This is a genomic window from Ruegeria sp. BHSC037, assembly GCF_059613045.1.
This window is the reverse complement of record NZ_JBXWRT010000001.1, coordinates 303,974-318,763: the sequence shown is the minus strand read 5'-3', so window position 1 is coordinate 318,763 and position 14,790 is coordinate 303,974. Positions and strand designations below refer to the sequence as shown.

General features: G+C 63.2%; 11 protein-coding genes. 3 read left to right on the top strand and 8 right to left on the bottom strand.

Translation table 11 applies throughout. From position 1 onward, the window contains the following. Positions 1–13: 13 nt before the first annotated feature. The 8 genes from AC2FMN_RS01480 to AC2FMN_RS01445 form a co-directional block, all read right to left on the bottom strand. Complete coding sequence (locus tag AC2FMN_RS01480) at positions 14–1,858, bottom strand: amidohydrolase (RefSeq protein ID WP_496685607.1); 1,845 nt, start codon at positions 1,856–1,858, stop codon at positions 14–16. 96 nt (positions 1,859–1,954) lie between these two features. Continuing rightward, entirely contained in the window at positions 1,955–2,686 is a 732-nt protein-coding gene (locus AC2FMN_RS01475; protein WP_496683126.1) for an amino acid ABC transporter ATP-binding protein, read from the bottom strand. Continuing rightward, complete coding sequence (locus AC2FMN_RS01470) at positions 2,686–3,519, bottom strand: amino acid ABC transporter permease (RefSeq protein ID WP_496685604.1); 834 nt, start codon at positions 3,517–3,519, stop codon at positions 2,686–2,688. Before AC2FMN_RS01470 ends, AC2FMN_RS01475 begins: the two co-directional genes overlap by 1 nt. A 1-nt stretch (position 3,520) precedes the next feature. Continuing rightward, a complete protein-coding gene (locus tag AC2FMN_RS01465; protein ID WP_496685602.1) occupies positions 3,521–4,336 on the bottom strand; it encodes an ABC transporter substrate-binding protein in 816 nt (271 codons plus the stop codon). A 105-nt stretch (positions 4,337–4,441) separates the two neighbouring features. Then, entirely contained in the window at positions 4,442–5,857 is a 1,416-nt protein-coding gene (locus AC2FMN_RS01460) for an FAD-binding oxidoreductase (protein WP_496683119.1), read from the bottom strand. A gap of 104 nt (positions 5,858–5,961) precedes the next feature. Beyond that, a complete protein-coding gene (locus AC2FMN_RS01455) occupies positions 5,962–6,219 on the bottom strand; it encodes a DUF4242 domain-containing protein (protein ID WP_496683117.1) in 258 nt (85 codons plus the stop codon). 29 nt (positions 6,220–6,248) lie between these two features. Next, positions 6,249–8,636, bottom strand: coding sequence for an ATP-binding protein (locus AC2FMN_RS01450; protein ID WP_496685599.1), 2,388 nt, complete (start codon positions 8,634–8,636; stop codon positions 6,249–6,251). A gap of 12 nt (positions 8,637–8,648) precedes the next feature. After that, positions 8,649–9,797, bottom strand: a complete 1,149-nt coding sequence (locus tag AC2FMN_RS01445; protein ID WP_496685597.1) for an adenylate/guanylate cyclase domain-containing protein — start codon at positions 9,795–9,797, stop codon at positions 8,649–8,651. A gap of 161 nt (positions 9,798–9,958) precedes the next feature. Here AC2FMN_RS01445 and AC2FMN_RS01440 point away from each other — a divergent pair, with 161 nt between their 5' ends. The 3 genes from AC2FMN_RS01440 to AC2FMN_RS01430 all read left to right on the top strand — a co-directional run bounded on the left by AC2FMN_RS01440 (position 9,959) and on the right by AC2FMN_RS01430 (position 14,766). After that, positions 9,959–12,286, top strand: a complete 2,328-nt coding sequence (locus AC2FMN_RS01440; protein ID WP_496685596.1) for a fatty acid cis/trans isomerase — start codon at positions 9,959–9,961, stop codon at positions 12,284–12,286. 69 nt (positions 12,287–12,355) lie between these two features. Beyond that, positions 12,356–13,024, top strand: a complete 669-nt coding sequence (trhA, locus tag AC2FMN_RS01435) for a PAQR family membrane homeostasis protein TrhA (protein ID WP_496685594.1) — start codon at positions 12,356–12,358, stop codon at positions 13,022–13,024. 212 nt (positions 13,025–13,236) lie between these two features. Beyond that, positions 13,237–14,766 carry a phospholipase D family protein gene (locus AC2FMN_RS01430; RefSeq protein ID WP_496685593.1) on the top strand — a complete coding sequence of 510 codons (1,530 nt, stop codon included), beginning with the start codon at positions 13,237–13,239 and terminating at the stop codon, positions 14,764–14,766. The last annotated feature ends 24 nt before the right edge of the window (positions 14,767–14,790 follow it).

The window sequence follows — 14,790 nt, the reverse complement described above, 5'->3', positions numbered from 1 at the left end:
TCGGAAAGCCGATTCATTCGGTCGAGGGCTGCGTGAAGTCCGCCAGCCAAGGCCGTTCGACATCCATGCCCTGATACAGCGCATGCAGCAGCAGATGTGCCGTCACCGGGTCGGGGGCAAGGGGGCGACGGTCCAGTCGCCCCTCTTTGACCGTTGTTTCGGCGTCGAAGATCACCGCATCCTCTTTGATGGTGGTCACCACACGAAGCTGGGCCAGCGTTTCGGGGTCGACCGCGGTCGGGTCGTCCGAAAGGATCACGAAATCGGCCAGTTTGCCCACCTCAATCGAGCCCTTCTGGTCTTCTTCGAAGTGTTGCCATGCCGGCCAGATCGTCATCGCCTTGAGCGCCGTCATCACATCGACCCGTTGATGCGGGCCCAGGATGTCGCCCGACCGGGTGCGCCGGGTAACCGTCGCTGCCAAGACCCGCATGCTGTCTGGAAATGCCACAGGCGCGTCGTGATGCGTACCGAACATCATGCCGCGCTCGGTCACCCAGCCGGTGGGCGAGATGTTGTCGGAATTGACCGGCCCGACCGTGTGGTCGCGGTGCCAGTCGCCCCAGTAGAAGGTGTGCATCGGAAACAGCGATGGGAACACGCCCAATCGTTTGAGGCTGGCCACCTGATCCTCGCGCAGGAACTGACCATGCACCAGAACAGGCCGATTGCCCGGATCGCCATAGGTCAACCGCGCCTCGTCAATGGCGGCGATCAGCATGTCCGTGGCCCCCTCGCCATTGGAGTGGGTCAGGATCTGGAGACCGTTCTCAAAACACCAGTTCACCGAATCCTGCAACTGCTCGCGCGTGATGGCGGCGTAGCCGGCATAGCCGGGCGGGTAATCCCCGACCGGATCGTAGTAGGGCCGATCCCGCAGCGCGGTAAATCCTTGCGGCGAGCCGTCGATTGTCAGCTTGCACCCGCCGACTCGCACCCGGTCGGCATAGGTGCGCGACGCGTCCGATGCGATGAAATCGCGCGATTCCAGAACGTCGGGAAAGGCCACCACGTCGATCGGAAGGTCGCCGTCCGCGGCCACCCGGCGCAGGGCCTGAACTGCTGCACCCGAGGAGCGCCCCTCTTGCGCGGTGGTGTAGCCAAAGCGCGCCCACATCCGGCTGCCGGCGCGCGCAAAAGTCTGCAGTCCGTCTTCGCCGACACTGCCAAGCAGGGGCACCAAGGCGCCGAAGAATGCGTATTCCTCCAGCACGCCATTTGGCTGGCCGGCATCGTCCTTTCGGATCACGCCTCCGGGCGGGTTCTCGGTTTCTGCGGTGATCCCGGCCAATTCGAGCGCTTTGGAATTGCCGACCCCTAGATGGCCGGATTGGTGGATGATCATGATCGGAACGTCGCGCGATACCGCGTCCAGTTCGGAACGGGTGGGGTGGCGCAGCTCGGCCAGTTGCGCGTTGTCATAGCCGAAGCCGATGATCATCCCCATCGCTTCGACCGTGTCGCTATTGGCCTCGGCCCACGCGGACAACGCCGCCTGCAGGCTGTCAATGTCGGTGACCGTGCCATCCGGTGGTGCCAGCAGGTTCGCCGACAAGGCTTGCAAACCGCCCATGACCACGTGACCGTGGCTGTCGACAAAGCCGGGCAACATTGCGCGCCCGTCCAGATCAAAGATCGTCGTGTCGTCGCCCTGATGGCTGCGCATCTCGGCCAGTTCACCTGCTGCGATGATCCGCCCATCCTTGACCGCGACCGCCTGTACCGTGGGCCGGGCGTCATCGATCGTCAGAATCGGACCACCGGTATAGATCGTGTCAGCGACCTGTTGGGCCAAAGCCATGTTGCTGAGGGTAAGACCGGCAGCAACGCACACGGCAGACAGGGTTGAAAGACGCATTCCGAACCTCCAGCAGCATATGGCAGTTCGGTGGACTCTAGCACGAAGTTGGCGTCCGGCCCGTGCAATGTTCAATTTTTGAACCGGCGCCGGCGTTTACTTGAGCGCGCGCGCCAGAAATTGCCGTGTGGCGTCTTGCTGCGGGTGGTCGAACAGCTGCTCGGGCGGACCTTCCTCGACAATGCGGCCGTTCTGAAGGAAACACACCTTGTCGGCGGCCTGCCGGGCAAAGCCCATCTCGTGCGTGGCCATCACCATCGTCATGCCCTGCTGTTTGAGCATCAGCAGCACGTCCAGAACCTCACCCACCAATTGCGGATCCAGGGCCGAGGTGATCTCGTCGAACAGCATCACCTCGGGCTGCATTGCCAGGGCGCGCACGATCGCGACGCGCTGCTGCTGCCCGCCAGATAGTTGGTCGGGATAGTTGTGCATCCGGTCGGCCAGCCCGAAGCGTTCGAACATCTCTTCGATCTGGGGCAGCAGTTCGGCGCGCGTGCGGCCGCGCACGCGACGCGGCGCCAACATCACGTTGTCCAGCGCCGTCATGTGCGGGAACAGGTTGAAGCTCTGGAACACGATGCCGATGCGGGCGCGCACCGATTGCGGATCCAGCCCGGGCACCGAGATGTCGACCCCGTCCAGCAGGATCTCACCATCCTCGATCGGCTCGAGCAGGTTGATACAGCGCAGAACGGTGGATTTGCCCGCCCCCGAAGCGCCGATCAGGCAGACCATCTGCCCCTCGTCCACGGTCAGGTCGATGCCGTCGCAGACGGTGCGGTCGCCAAAGCGTTTGACGACGTTGCGCAAGTTCAGTTTCGCCATCAGCGCCGCTCCCGCATCTGCCGGGCCATCAGGTGGTCGGCATAGCGCGTCGCCGGGATGGTCACGATCAGGAAAATGATCGCCGCGCCCACATAAGGCGTGAAATTGGCCAGCAGCGATTTGAACACGCCGGCCTGGCGGAAGATCTCGACCGGGCCGATGAAACTGAGAAGCGACACGTCCTTTTGCAGCGCGATCAACATGTTCATCTGCGAGGGCACGACGTTGCGGACGGCTTGTGGCAGCACCACGTCGCGCATCACCTGGCCTTCGGTCAGGCCCAGCGACAGGGCGGCGGCGCGCTGGCTGTGGTGTACGCTGTCGATGCCCGAGCGGAAAATCTCGGCCACATAAGCCGAATAGGTCAGGATCAGCGCCAGCGATCCCCAGATATAGGGCGAGTTCCACGGCCGGGCCAGACCCAGCCCGGGAATGCCGAAGCCGATCAGATAGACGGTCAGGATCACAGGCACGCCGCGGAATATGTCGGTGAAGGCCGCGCCGAAGATACGCAACGGGAACAGAGCGGGCGATTTGGTGTCGCGGGCCAGCGCGATCAGTAGCCCCAGCACCGCGATCGCGGGCGCCGACCAAGCAAAGATCATCACGTTGATCTTAAAGGCCTCGAGCAGCTTCGGGAAGGTCTTGACCAGAACCTCGCCGTTGAAAAAGCTCTGCTGGACCTTGGCCCAGCCCGGTGCCAGCGGCACCAGCACGATCAGCGCCAACACGACCAGAACGGTGCTGGTCGCGGCGATCCGGATCGATCGCCGCCGCTGCTGCGCCTCAAAAAGTTCGCGGCGGGTCGGACCCGCCGTTCTGTTCTGTGTCATGTCACTTGATCAGCGGAACGCCCGTCGTGTCCTGCAGCCACTTGGCCTCTATCTCGGCCAGCTTGCCGCTTTCGGTCAGCGCGGCGATGGCCGAATCCACGCAGGATTTTAGCGGGTTGCCTTCCTCCATCAACATGCCGAACTGATCGGGGTTGTCGCCTTGATCGGCAGGGAACTGGCCGATCACCTTGGACCCTTCGATCATCACCGCGCTCAGGAACAGGGCAGTGGGCAGGTCGAACAGCGCGGCGTCGATCTGGTTCGCGGTCATGGCCGCGTTCACATCGGCATTGTCGCCATAGAGCAGCGGATCGGCATTTGGCTGGATTACGTTGGCCAGTTTCGGCACCGCTGTGGTCGAGCCGACCGCGCCCCATTGCAGGCCCTTCAGCGCCTCGAGCGTGGGCGGGGTGTCAACGGCGTTTGCGCTGACCAGAACCGCCATCGGCGCGGTGTAGTAAGGGGCCGAGAAATCGACGACCTGATCGCGCTCGGGCGTGATCGAGTATTGCTGGATGTTCACGTCGAAGTTCTTGGCGCCGGGTTGGATCGCCTCGTCAAAGGACGACCGGACCCAAACCACGTCATCAGCGGCAAAGCCCATTTCCTCGGCCACGGCATAGGCGACGGCGGCTTCAAAGCCTTGGCCGGACTCGGGCGCGTCATCCATCACCCAAGGGTAATAGGCCGGGTTTCCGGTGGCCACGGTGAACTTGCCCTCGGTCAGGGTCTTGCCCGCGGCGCAATGCCCATCCGCAAGGGCCGAAGTTGCGGTGAACGCAAGGGTTGCGGCCGCGATCGAAAGCATCTTGGACATGGATCTGGGTCTCCTGTTGGGAATGTCGGGCCCACGGTAGTGTTGCCCGCCGACCCTGTCCAGTTGGTCGCGGTCTATGCCAAACACCGCAAGAAGTTCAAGCCGTCACGCGGGTGGAATGTTGTGGTTCACCCGGAACAGGTTGCCGGGGTCGTACCTGCCTTTGATCCGGGACAATTGGGCCGCGTTCGCACCATAGGCCGATGACAGGGCGGCGGCCTCATCCGCGGGCATGAAATTGACATAGGCACTGCCGGTTGCATACGGCACCATGCGGTCATACAGCGCCCGCGCCCAAGCAATGCAGGCATCGTCATTGGCTGGGTCTTCCCAACGGGTGTGCACGTTCATGATGAAATGGGCCGAGCGTTGGGGATAGGCTGTCGCCGCAGCCTCGACCCGTGCCATCGCGCCGCCGACGTGGGCGATGAACACTTCACAAGCCGGGTCCGGCAAGGTCGAGATACTGTCGAGCAGCCCTGCGACCGCATCCGTGGGCAAGGCATCAAAATCGTGGCTTTTCCAATAGTTGCGCGCGCCGGGGGTCAGCAGAGGGTCGAACGCGGCCTGCCAGTCGACGAAGGCGTGCGGCGCGATCACGTCCACGATCGGGTCTCCGAGGGCGCGCAGCGGCTCCATCGCGGCTTCTCCGTCTTCGATGGGCCCGGCATAACAGGCGGCAAAGATCAGCACCTCGCGCCCGTGCCAGTCTTCGGGCAGGAAGGGCAAGGGCGGGGCCTTGCGCATCACCGTCCAGACCGTCAGCTCGTCAGGGGCGGTGTCGGCGATCCGGGCGTATTCGGGCAACAGGGAGGGACCCTGTTCAAGCGGGTGGATCACAAGGCCGGACAGGACTTGCGGCCCCAGCGGATGCAGGCGGAACTCGAACGAGGTAACCACGCCGAAATTGCCACCGCCCCCACGGATGGCCCAGAACAGGTCCGGGTGGCTGCTTTCCGACGCGGTCACGATCGCGCCATCGGCCAGCACCACCTCGGCCGAGATCAGGTTGTCGATGGTCATGCCGAACTTGCGCGTGGTCCAGCCAAAGCCGCCGCCCAAGGTCAACCCGGCGATCCCGGTGGTTGAGTTGATGCCGGTCGGAACCACCAACCCGTGAGCCTGCGTCTCTCGGTCTACGTCACCCAGTACCGCGCCTGGCGCCACACGCGCGGTGCGCGCCTTCGGGTCGACATGCACCGATTTCATCTGCGACAAATCCAGCATCACCGCATCATCGGCCACCGCATGCCCGGCAATCTGATGTCCGCCCGAGCGGACGGACATGATCAGCCCCGCCTCGCGCACGAAATTGATGGCCTTTTGCACATCGCTGGCGCCGAGCGCCCGGATCACAAAGCCGGGTTTGCGGTCGACAATGCTGTTCCAAGTGGTCCGGGCGTCATCGTATTCCGGGCTTCCGGGTAGGAAGACGGAGCCGCGTAGCGCCGCGTCCAAAGCGTCAAGCGCGTCTTGGTCCACGGATTTGGTGCTGCCGTTCAGCGTTATCAGGTCAAACATGATCGGTCCTCCAGATCAGGTGGACAGGATCCTTGCTTGTCTGCCTCGGCGGGTGCCCTTTCGCCTGTTGCCGGCGTCGGGCGCAACTGAGATCGGATGCTACGTCAGGCGAAAAGGCCTGGGTCGACACGGTCAACCGGCGTGATGACGTCAGCAGGAATGTTCAGGCGCTTCGCCGCCTTGCGCAGACTTTCCTCGTCCGGGGCTTCGTACAGGCAATAGGTCTTGCGCTTGTCGGCACTGAGGAACGAGAATATCCACTCGATCCCCTCTTCATCGTTGATTTCCTTGATCTTGATCTTGTCGTCGTCTCCCAGATCAAGCTGTTCGGCAAAATTTCGTTCAATGATATATCTTGGCATGGCACCCCCCGGTACACACTTTCTGAAAACTAGGACGCTGCTCCCTCAAGTCTTGACGCCAAGGAAACCATAGCCAATTCTCGCGCGGTTGCCAACGCTGCCACCTCGAGCTCCAAGGCAATGCTAAGGTCCTGAGGGCGACCTCGGCGGCGCAATGCTCGGGCTCGGGCGGCTTGGCTATGGGCGATCCAGGGTGGAGCGGCCATCGCTGTATCGACGGCCATCGCGGTGTCGAACAGACTCTCGGCAGTGTCCCATTCGCCCAAAAGCGCCGCCAGCGCGCCCAGCCGTCGTGCAGCGGCGCCGGTGCAGACGGTAGTTGCCCCGGCGGTGATGGTCAGATCGCGAAAGGGCAACAGTTTCTGATAGATGATCTCGGCGAGGTCGCGCCGTTCGACCGCTACGCAGATATCGGCGAGATAGCCCAGAGTGGTCGAATACATCGCATCCTCCGGCAGCTCGAAGCCGGTTTCGGACAACTCATCGAGGATGCGTTCAGCCGCCTCGGAATAGCCAAGCTCGGCGGCGATCAGGCCAAAGCCGGGCTTCCAAGCGACATCTTCCGGGTTGTCGGACATCAGGCGTTTGACGACGGGCGCCACTTCGTGAAGGCGGTTCTGTTCCCGACGGATCGTGAACATCTGAACGCCATACACGCCCTCGACATGGGCACCGTGAGTCTGGCGGCCGATCTTCAACGCCTCGGTCGCATAGGCTTCGGCCCGGTCGAACCGACCGTCCAAGATGTCCACCATGGCCCGGGCATGAATCTGCACCCAATAAAGTTGCAGATGCATGTCCTTGCTCGAAATCTCGGTCAACAGGTCCAGCGAGCTGTCGACCAACGCACGGTCAGCCATCTCGGCGCCGACGAACAAGCTGAGCGTGCGGTCGCGCCCCTGGTCGATGCTGCCCAGTTTTTCCGCCGTCGCGTGCATCGCCTCCAGATTTTCCCGCCAGTTCCAGCGGTCGTCGCCCTGCCGGGCGATGAACGGCGCACCATAGCGGGTCATCATGACGTGAAACTGCGATTTGTGGTCGCCCAGCCGCGCGGCCAAGTCCATGCATCGTTGACCATATTCCGCACCTTCGGCAAGGCGGCCAATGAACATGCAGGCTTTGGAGATCTGTCCCATGAGGCTGCAGCGGCGCGCCTCGTCTTGCTCGGGCAGTTTTTCCAGCGCCTCGAGGCAGAGCGAGATCGCCTTTTCATGATTCCGGCCGGCCATCATGCAGGTATCCGCAAACTGGTTCGTGATATCCGCGGCCAGCGCATCCCGGCCGGTGCGCCGCGCCGCATCCATGGCTTGTTGCAGCAGCGCAATCCCCTCGGGCAATTGCCCGGCGCTGTCATGGGCACGCCCCAGCAGTGAAGTAGCAACAATCACCTCGCGGCTGTCGTCAGAGCCCAACTGGCCCGCGGCCTTCAGCGCTTCAGCCGCGTTGGCCAAGGCCTCTTGGCTGGCCGATCTGCCCAAGGCCATTTCGGTGGCCGCGCGCCACCGTTCAAAGGCAGCGGCCCAATCCTCGGCCTCGGTCAGGTGCCGGGCGACGGGTTCCGGGCGGCGCTCGATGTCAGCGGCGCGGTGCAGGGTCAGCGCTCGGGCCACCTGGGCGTGCTGGACCTTGCGTGTGGTGCTGAGCATGGATTGATAGGCCGTGTCGCGGATCAGCGCGTGGCGAAATACGAAATGCCCCTTGCGGTGGCCACTTTCAAAAATCAGACCGGCGCGGCTCAACTCATCGAGATGCGTGTGCAGGTCCTCCGGGCCCAGGGACATGATTTCCAGCAGCAGGTCTGGCTCGAACTCGCGCCCGATCACCGAGGCGGCCAAGGCGACCTGTTTGGCGCCGGGCGACACCGCATCGAGCCGAGCCATCAACGTGCCCTTGAGCGACGAGGGCACATTGCGCAGATCGCCCGTCTGGGTGATCGTTCGGGTCAATTCCTCGACGAACAGCGGGATTCCGTCGGTTTTCTCGATGATGCTGGCCACCATTTCGGGGTCGGTCGGGCGGCCGGTCAACGATTCGATCAGGTCGCCGACCTGGGCAGGCCCGAAGCGACGCAACTGCAATGTCTGGACATGGGTATCGCCGGCGCCGGTCCGCATTTCCCATTCGGGGCGATGAGTGATAACCATCAGCAACGGCAGGTCGACACAGATCGATTTGAACCGCTCGAGAAGGGCCAAGGTCGAGGCATCGATCCAATGGGCGTCCTCGACGAAAATGATGACGGGACGATTTGACGCTCGCGCCCTGACCGTGGTGATCAGCGTCTGAATCGTCAGATCACGCTGCTCTTGCGGCGAAAGGTTCAGAACCGTTTGGGCCAGCGCGCTGTGCGGCGCAACCAGGGCCGCAAATACCGGGAGCACCTGCTCGAGTTTCAGACCCTGACGCCGGGATAGCATCCCGCGCACATGCTACTGAACCCTGTCGTCGTCAAAATCGTGCCCAACGCCCGCATCCTGCGAAATCCGTGCCGCGACCGGGTGAAACGGGCTGCTGGTCAGGTAAGGCGAGCAGTTCAGGCGGATGATGTCGGCGTGTTCCGCCACGTTGGGGTCCGCAAGAAACGCCTCGACCAGCCGGGACTTGCCCATACCGGCCTCGCCGCCCAGCAGGATCACCTGGCCCGCGCCATCCTGCGCCTGCCGCCACGACTGCAGCAGGATGTCCTTTTCCGTCTCGCGCCCGATCAACCTGTTTTGGGCCGCACCGTCATGCACGGCGCGAAAGCGGCTCTCGGCGCTGCGTTCCGCCAAGACTTGCATCAAACTCCGCGGTGCATCGAACCCCTTGAGCGGAACCTGCCCCAGTTCGGCGAATTCGAATACGCCCTGCAACGCCGTCGTGGCGTCCTCCTGCGGGACGACCACGGCGTTCGGCGGCGCTCGTTCCTGGATGCGGGCGGCCAGGTTCAAGACCGGCCCGGTCATCGCCCCTTCCTCATAGGTGTTTTTGCCGATCGCGTCACCGACGACCACGTCGCCGCTGGCGATGCCGATCCGAACCGACAGCGGTGTCCCGTCCGGGGTTTGCAGCGCCTTGACCCGCGCCACCGACTCCTGGCCTGCTTTGACCGCGCGGATCGCGTGATCCTCGTAGGCGCGCGGCCAACCGAAAAAGACAAGCAACCCGTCACCCAGATATTTGGCGACATAGCCGCCATACCGGCTGACGGCCCCGGCGACGGCGTCCTGATAGCGCTGCAGCAGGGTCCGCATGTCTTCCGGGTCAATCCGGTTGGTCAGTTCGGTCGAGCCGACAAGATCGGCAAAGAACACGGTCAGGTGCCGGCGCTCGGCAGCCGCAAGGTCAGCTTGGTCGGATACGGTCCCCGCCGCTTCGGGCAAAGGGATGGCAGGGTGCGGCGACCCGTCCGGCGTGCCGCCCAAATCCCGCGCCGCCGCCAGTATGAGCTTCCGGTGCCCAAGGCTGACACCCAGTTCGCGCAGGTCAGCGTCGGACAGCAAGGGCAGCACCCGTTCATCGACGTCGTTCTGTGCAAACGCATCGGCATACTGGTCCAGGCCCAGATCGTGCAGCCATGTCTCGACCGTGCTGTCCATGCCTGATCATGCGGGGTTCTGCGGTGTCAATCAAGCAATCGGTCAGTGCGGCCGAAAATGTCTCGACACGCAGGTTTGGGCGGATCAGACTGCGCTGACGTTTCAATTCCTTGATCGGGCAGAGTCCAGCCATGCAGCGCAGCGGATTTTTTCAATTCCGAATGACGGTAGCCGGCCTTGCACTGATCGTTTTGGCTGGGTTGATCATCCCAATGGGTGCCTGCGCCCAGAACACCGTCGAGACGGGCGTGACGGGCACCGTACAGGTCAGAGACCTGCTGAACCGACGATGCGTCGTCTGCCACAGCTGCTATGACGCGCCCTGCCAATTGAAGCTGACCGCGCCCGAAGGCGTGGCGCGCGGCGGGACCAAGCAGGTGGTCTACGACACCGACCGGCTGACAGATGCGCCGCCCACGCGGCTTGGGCTCGACGCCCGGACCGTGCCGGACTGGCGCGCGCTGGGGTTCCACCCCGCAACCAGAGATCCGGGGCAAAAGCCCGGGCAACTCAGCCTGTTGGAACGCTTTCTGGATCTGGGCCACGCCGCGCCGCTGCCCGAGGGAGAGCCCGTTCCGCAGGAGCTGGGTCTTTCGATCAACCGCGAACTGGTCTGCCCGTCGCCGCAGGAATTCGATGCGTTTCGGCGCAAACACCCCTTGGCCGGAATGCCCTACGCTGCCGCGCGGTTGTCGGATGACGAGTTCACCCTGTTGCGCGAATGGGCGCGGGCCGGCGGGACACTCGATCCGGAAGCAGCGGATATGCCAGCTTCGGTCCAGGCGAAGGTCGATAGGTGGGAGGCCTTTCTGAACGCCGACGATCTCCGTAGCCGGTTGACCAGCCGCTACTTGTTCGAACATCTGTTCCTGGCGCGCCTGCATTTCCCGGATGACGACCCGCGCCGGTTCTTTCAGATGGTAAGGTCCACGACGCCGCCGGGGCAGCCGATCTCCGTCATCGCGTCCCGCCGGCCCTTCGACGACCCCGGCGCAAGGCCGTTCTACTATCGGCTGCAACTTGTGACCGAGACCATCGTGCACAAGGAACACCTCGTTTATCCGTTCGGGTCCCGGCGTATGGACCGTTATAGGGAGCTGTTTCTTGAACCCGACTGGTCGCTGGAAAAACTGCCGCCCTATGGCGATGCAGAGGGCGGCAACCCGTTCAGCACCTTCGCTGCGCTCCCCGCCCGCAGCCGCTATGAGTTTTTGTTGGACGACGCGCTGTTCTTCGTGCGCAGCTTCATCCGAGGCCCGGTCTGTCATGGGCAGACGGCGGTCAACGTGATCGAAGACCGGTTCTGGGTCAGTTTCCTTGACCCCGAGGCGGATCTGTCGGTGACCGATCCCAGCTATCTTGCCCAGGGCGCGGCCTATCTCGAATTGCCGGTCGCCAGGGCCGATGAAGGGGTGCTGGGCGATCTACAGTCGCTCTATCACCGCAACCAGGTGGAATACCTTCAGTTTCGCGACGCCCGCTATCGCAACAGCCCGGCGCATCGGACGGGGTTCGGCTATGATGCGATCTGGGACGGGGGCGGGACGAATCCACAGGCATTGATCACCGTGTTTCGGCACTTTGACAACGCCTCGGCGATGATCGGGTTTCACGGCGACATCCCGGAAACCGCCTGGGTGATCGACTATCCGGTGTTCGAGAGGATCTATTACAATCTGGTCGCAGGCTATGACGTGTTCGGCCGGGTCGCGCATCAGCTGGCCACACGGCTGTACATGAATGAGCTGCGTATGGAGAGCGAAGATAGTTTCCTGACCTTCATGCCGGCCGAAATCCGAACCCGGATGCATGATGGCTGGTATCAGGGATTTCTTGCCGAGTTGCACACCTATTGGCATCAGCGCCGTCTCGATGACGATTTCCCGACCGGGATCGCCTTCGGCACCGACAACCCCAAGGCCGAGTTTCTGCTGAACTTGCTGAACCGCGGGAACGGGCTCTGGCCGGTCACCGACCCGATCAATCGCTGCACGGGTGACGCCTGTACCAGCGACCCCAGCGCGACGCTGCTGCGGCAGTTGTCCAGCCAAACCGGCCCGTGGGTCAGATATCTGCCCGACCTGTCGGTTTTGCTGGTCGAACATGGCGAAGACCAGACCGAGGTCTTTTCCCTCGTCCATGACAAGGCCCATTCCAACGTTGCATTTCTGTTCCGCGAACACGCACGACGCCTGCCCCGGGACGACACGATCACGGTGTTGCCCGGGCTGATCGGAAGCTATCCCAATTTCTTCTTCCGCGTGTCCAGCGACGCGTTGCCCGACTTCGTGTCTGCCGTGAAGGCGATCCGCTCGCAAAGCGACTATATGAATGTCATCGCCACTTACGGCATACGCAGGACAAGCTCCGACTTCTGGAGGCTCAGCGACCGCCTGCACGAGATGTTGGCACGGCAAGCGCCGGTTCAGTCCGGCGTTCTGGACCTCAACCGCTACAAGGACCCGAAGGCGGACGATCAACCCTCATAGAGGCCCGACACCCGAAGGTCATCGACACCCGGCTTGCCCGGGGCCGAGCGCTGGCCTATCCTGGTGGGGATGAAATCCTTTGCCGAAATTCGCCCGACCTACAGCCGGTCCGAACGCGTCAGCGACGGGGTGGTTCATGTACTGGGCGTTGGTGCGGCATTGGTCGCGGTACCGATCCTGGTCGGCCAGACCGTGCAGTCCGGACCCGAGCCCGCCGCGGTCTGGGGCGCGTTGATCTACGGCGTGACGCTTGTCTTGATGCTGAGTTTTTCAGCGCTCTACAACATGAGCCAGAGCCCGGAATGGACCGATGTTCTGCGGCGTCTCGACCACTCGGGGATCTACGTCAAGATCGCCGGAACCTATACGCCGTTCCTGCTGTTGTCCGGCGGGCAGGCGCCGGGCTTGCTGTTTGGTCTGTGGTCGTCGGCCACGCTGGGTTCGGCCCTGAAGATGATCGCTCCGCACAGGTTCCGGTGGTTCGGGCTGGCGCTTTACCTGATGATGGGATGGGCCATCGTGTGGGCAGGCCAGGGTGTTCTGGCCGATCTGCCCTCGGCGGTCGTGATCCTGATGATCGCGGGTGGGCTGGTCTACACGGCCGGCGTTGCGTTCTATCTGCTGAACTGGATCCCGTATCACAACACGATCTGGCATGTGTTCGTGCTGTCGGGCAGTGGTCTGTTTTTTGCCGCTGTCTGCATGCGGGTTCTGCCTGAACCGGTCTTGGGCCTGTAGACGCCGCGCGATGCGCGTTCCAATGGTGTTTTCTTTCTGCCTCCGGCGTCTCGGATCGGAAGGCAATCGGCGACCACTACGGCGAACGAAGCTGACGCACCCGCCCTGCGCAATCGCCACAGGCCGCCGAAAACCTGCACCGCTGATCCGCAGGGGCTTGAACCGGGGGGCCGTGACAGTGTCATCTGTACCCCGGCGAGGGGAGGGTCTGCATGAAGCTGCGGCAAATCATAACCGGTCTGGTCTGTCTGGTCGCGCTGCTTGGCTGCGCACCTAGGGAGCGCGTATACGAAAAGACGGTATCGACCTATCAGCCCGCCCGTGAAGACAGCAAACTGGGACGCGTCGCGCGCCGGTTGGGGGACCCCGGCGATGGGCGCTCGGGCGTGCGACTTGTCAGCGACGGGGAACAGGCGCTGGTCTCTCGGCTGTTGATGGCGGCCGCCGCCGAACGCACGATCGACGCACAATACTACCTGCTGCATGACGACCCGACGGGGCATCTGTTCGCGGCCAGCCTTCTTCAGGCGGCTGATCGCGGGGTGCGCGTCCGGCTGTTGCTGGATGATATGGACACCGCAGGCTATGACGCGATGACCGCCGCACTGGACCTGCACGAAAACATCGAAATCAGGCTGTTCAACCCGTTCTGGCGCGATCAAAGCTTGGTCGTGGCCGGTTTGACCGATTTCAAGCGGATCAATCGACGGATGCACAACAAGTCCATGACGGCCGACAATCTGTTTACCATCGTCGGCGGGCGGAACATCGGGGCCGAGTATTTTCTCGCGCGCGAGGAAATGAACTATGCCGATCTCGATGTGCTGGCTGCGGGGCCGGTGGTGACCGAAGTTTCCAAAAGCTTCGATGCCTACTGGAACAGCCCGTTCGCGGTGCCCGCTCGCGCGGTTGTCGGGCCGCCGGAATTCAGCCTTGCCGCCGCCCGCGACCGGTTGCGCCAATTGGTCGAAGACGCGAAGCGAACACCCTATGGCGCCGCGCTGCGCCGGTCGGCGCAGGAAAACTTTGCAGACGGGGCCCTTTCGCTGGATTGGGTGCCGGCCCGACTCTATGCGGACCCGCCTGCCAAGGCAGCCGGCGCCGACATCGCGGATCCGATCCTTGCCGCGCAACTGCTGCCATATTTCGAGACAGCAAAATCCGAGGTCACCATCGTTTCGGCCTATTTCGTGCCCCGCAACAGCGGTGTCCGGTGGCTGACCGCACTCGAGCGCCGAGGCGTCGATGTCCGGGTCGTCACCAACTCGCTGGCATCGAACGATGTGCTTCCCGTCTATGCCCATTACGCCACGAAACGCAGACCGTTGCTGCGCGGCGGCGTCGATCTGTACGAACTGCGACCCGACAACTATCAACAGCAGCGACAGGGCATCAACTGGGCGCAGTCTCGGTCGGGGCTACATTCCAAGGCTTTCGCTATTGATGATCGATACCTGTTCGTGGGGTCGTTCAACTGGGACCCCCGCTCGGTCAACATCAACACCGAGATGGGAATCCTGATCGACTCGCCCGCCCTGACCGAACAGGCCATCGGTGCGCTGGACGACGCGCTACCCGCCTATACGTACCGGGTCACGCTGGGGCCAGCCGGGCAGTTGACCTGGCGGACCCGTGCGGCCGACGGAACGGTGCTGGAATATGATGCCGAGCCAACGGGCAGCGCCTGGGATCACATCGTTGCAGGGTTCCTGAGCCTGCTGCCGATCGGGTCGCAGCTGTGAGCAGGGACCACGCCCGATCGTGGC

Coding starts and splice junctions, on each gene's coding strand:
- AC2FMN_RS01480 (WP_496685607.1), bottom strand. CDS start 1,858: ATGCGTCTTTCAACCCTGTCTGCCGTGTGCGTTGCTGCCGGTCTTACC.
- AC2FMN_RS01470 (WP_496685604.1), bottom strand. CDS start 3,519: ATGACACAGAACAGAACGGCGGGTCCGACCCGCCGCGAACTTTTTGAG.
- AC2FMN_RS01430 (WP_496685593.1), top strand. CDS start 13,237: ATGAAGCTGCGGCAAATCATAACCGGTCTGGTCTGTCTGGTCGCGCTG.
- AC2FMN_RS01475 (WP_496683126.1), bottom strand. CDS start 2,686: ATGGCGAAACTGAACTTGCGCAACGTCGTCAAACGCTTTGGCGACCGC.
- AC2FMN_RS01440 (WP_496685596.1), top strand. CDS start 9,959: ATGACGGTAGCCGGCCTTGCACTGATCGTTTTGGCTGGGTTGATCATC.
- AC2FMN_RS01450 (WP_496685599.1), bottom strand. CDS start 8,636: ATGCTATCCCGGCGTCAGGGTCTGAAACTCGAGCAGGTGCTCCCGGTA.
- AC2FMN_RS01460 (WP_496683119.1), bottom strand. CDS start 5,857: ATGTTTGACCTGATAACGCTGAACGGCAGCACCAAATCCGTGGACCAA.
- AC2FMN_RS01445 (WP_496685597.1), bottom strand. CDS start 9,797: ATGGACAGCACGGTCGAGACATGGCTGCACGATCTGGGCCTGGACCAG.
- AC2FMN_RS01465 (WP_496685602.1), bottom strand. CDS start 4,336: ATGTCCAAGATGCTTTCGATCGCGGCCGCAACCCTTGCGTTCACCGCA.
- trhA (WP_496685594.1), top strand. CDS start 12,356: ATGAAATCCTTTGCCGAAATTCGCCCGACCTACAGCCGGTCCGAACGC.
- AC2FMN_RS01455 (WP_496683117.1), bottom strand. CDS start 6,219: ATGCCAAGATATATCATTGAACGAAATTTTGCCGAACAGCTTGATCTG.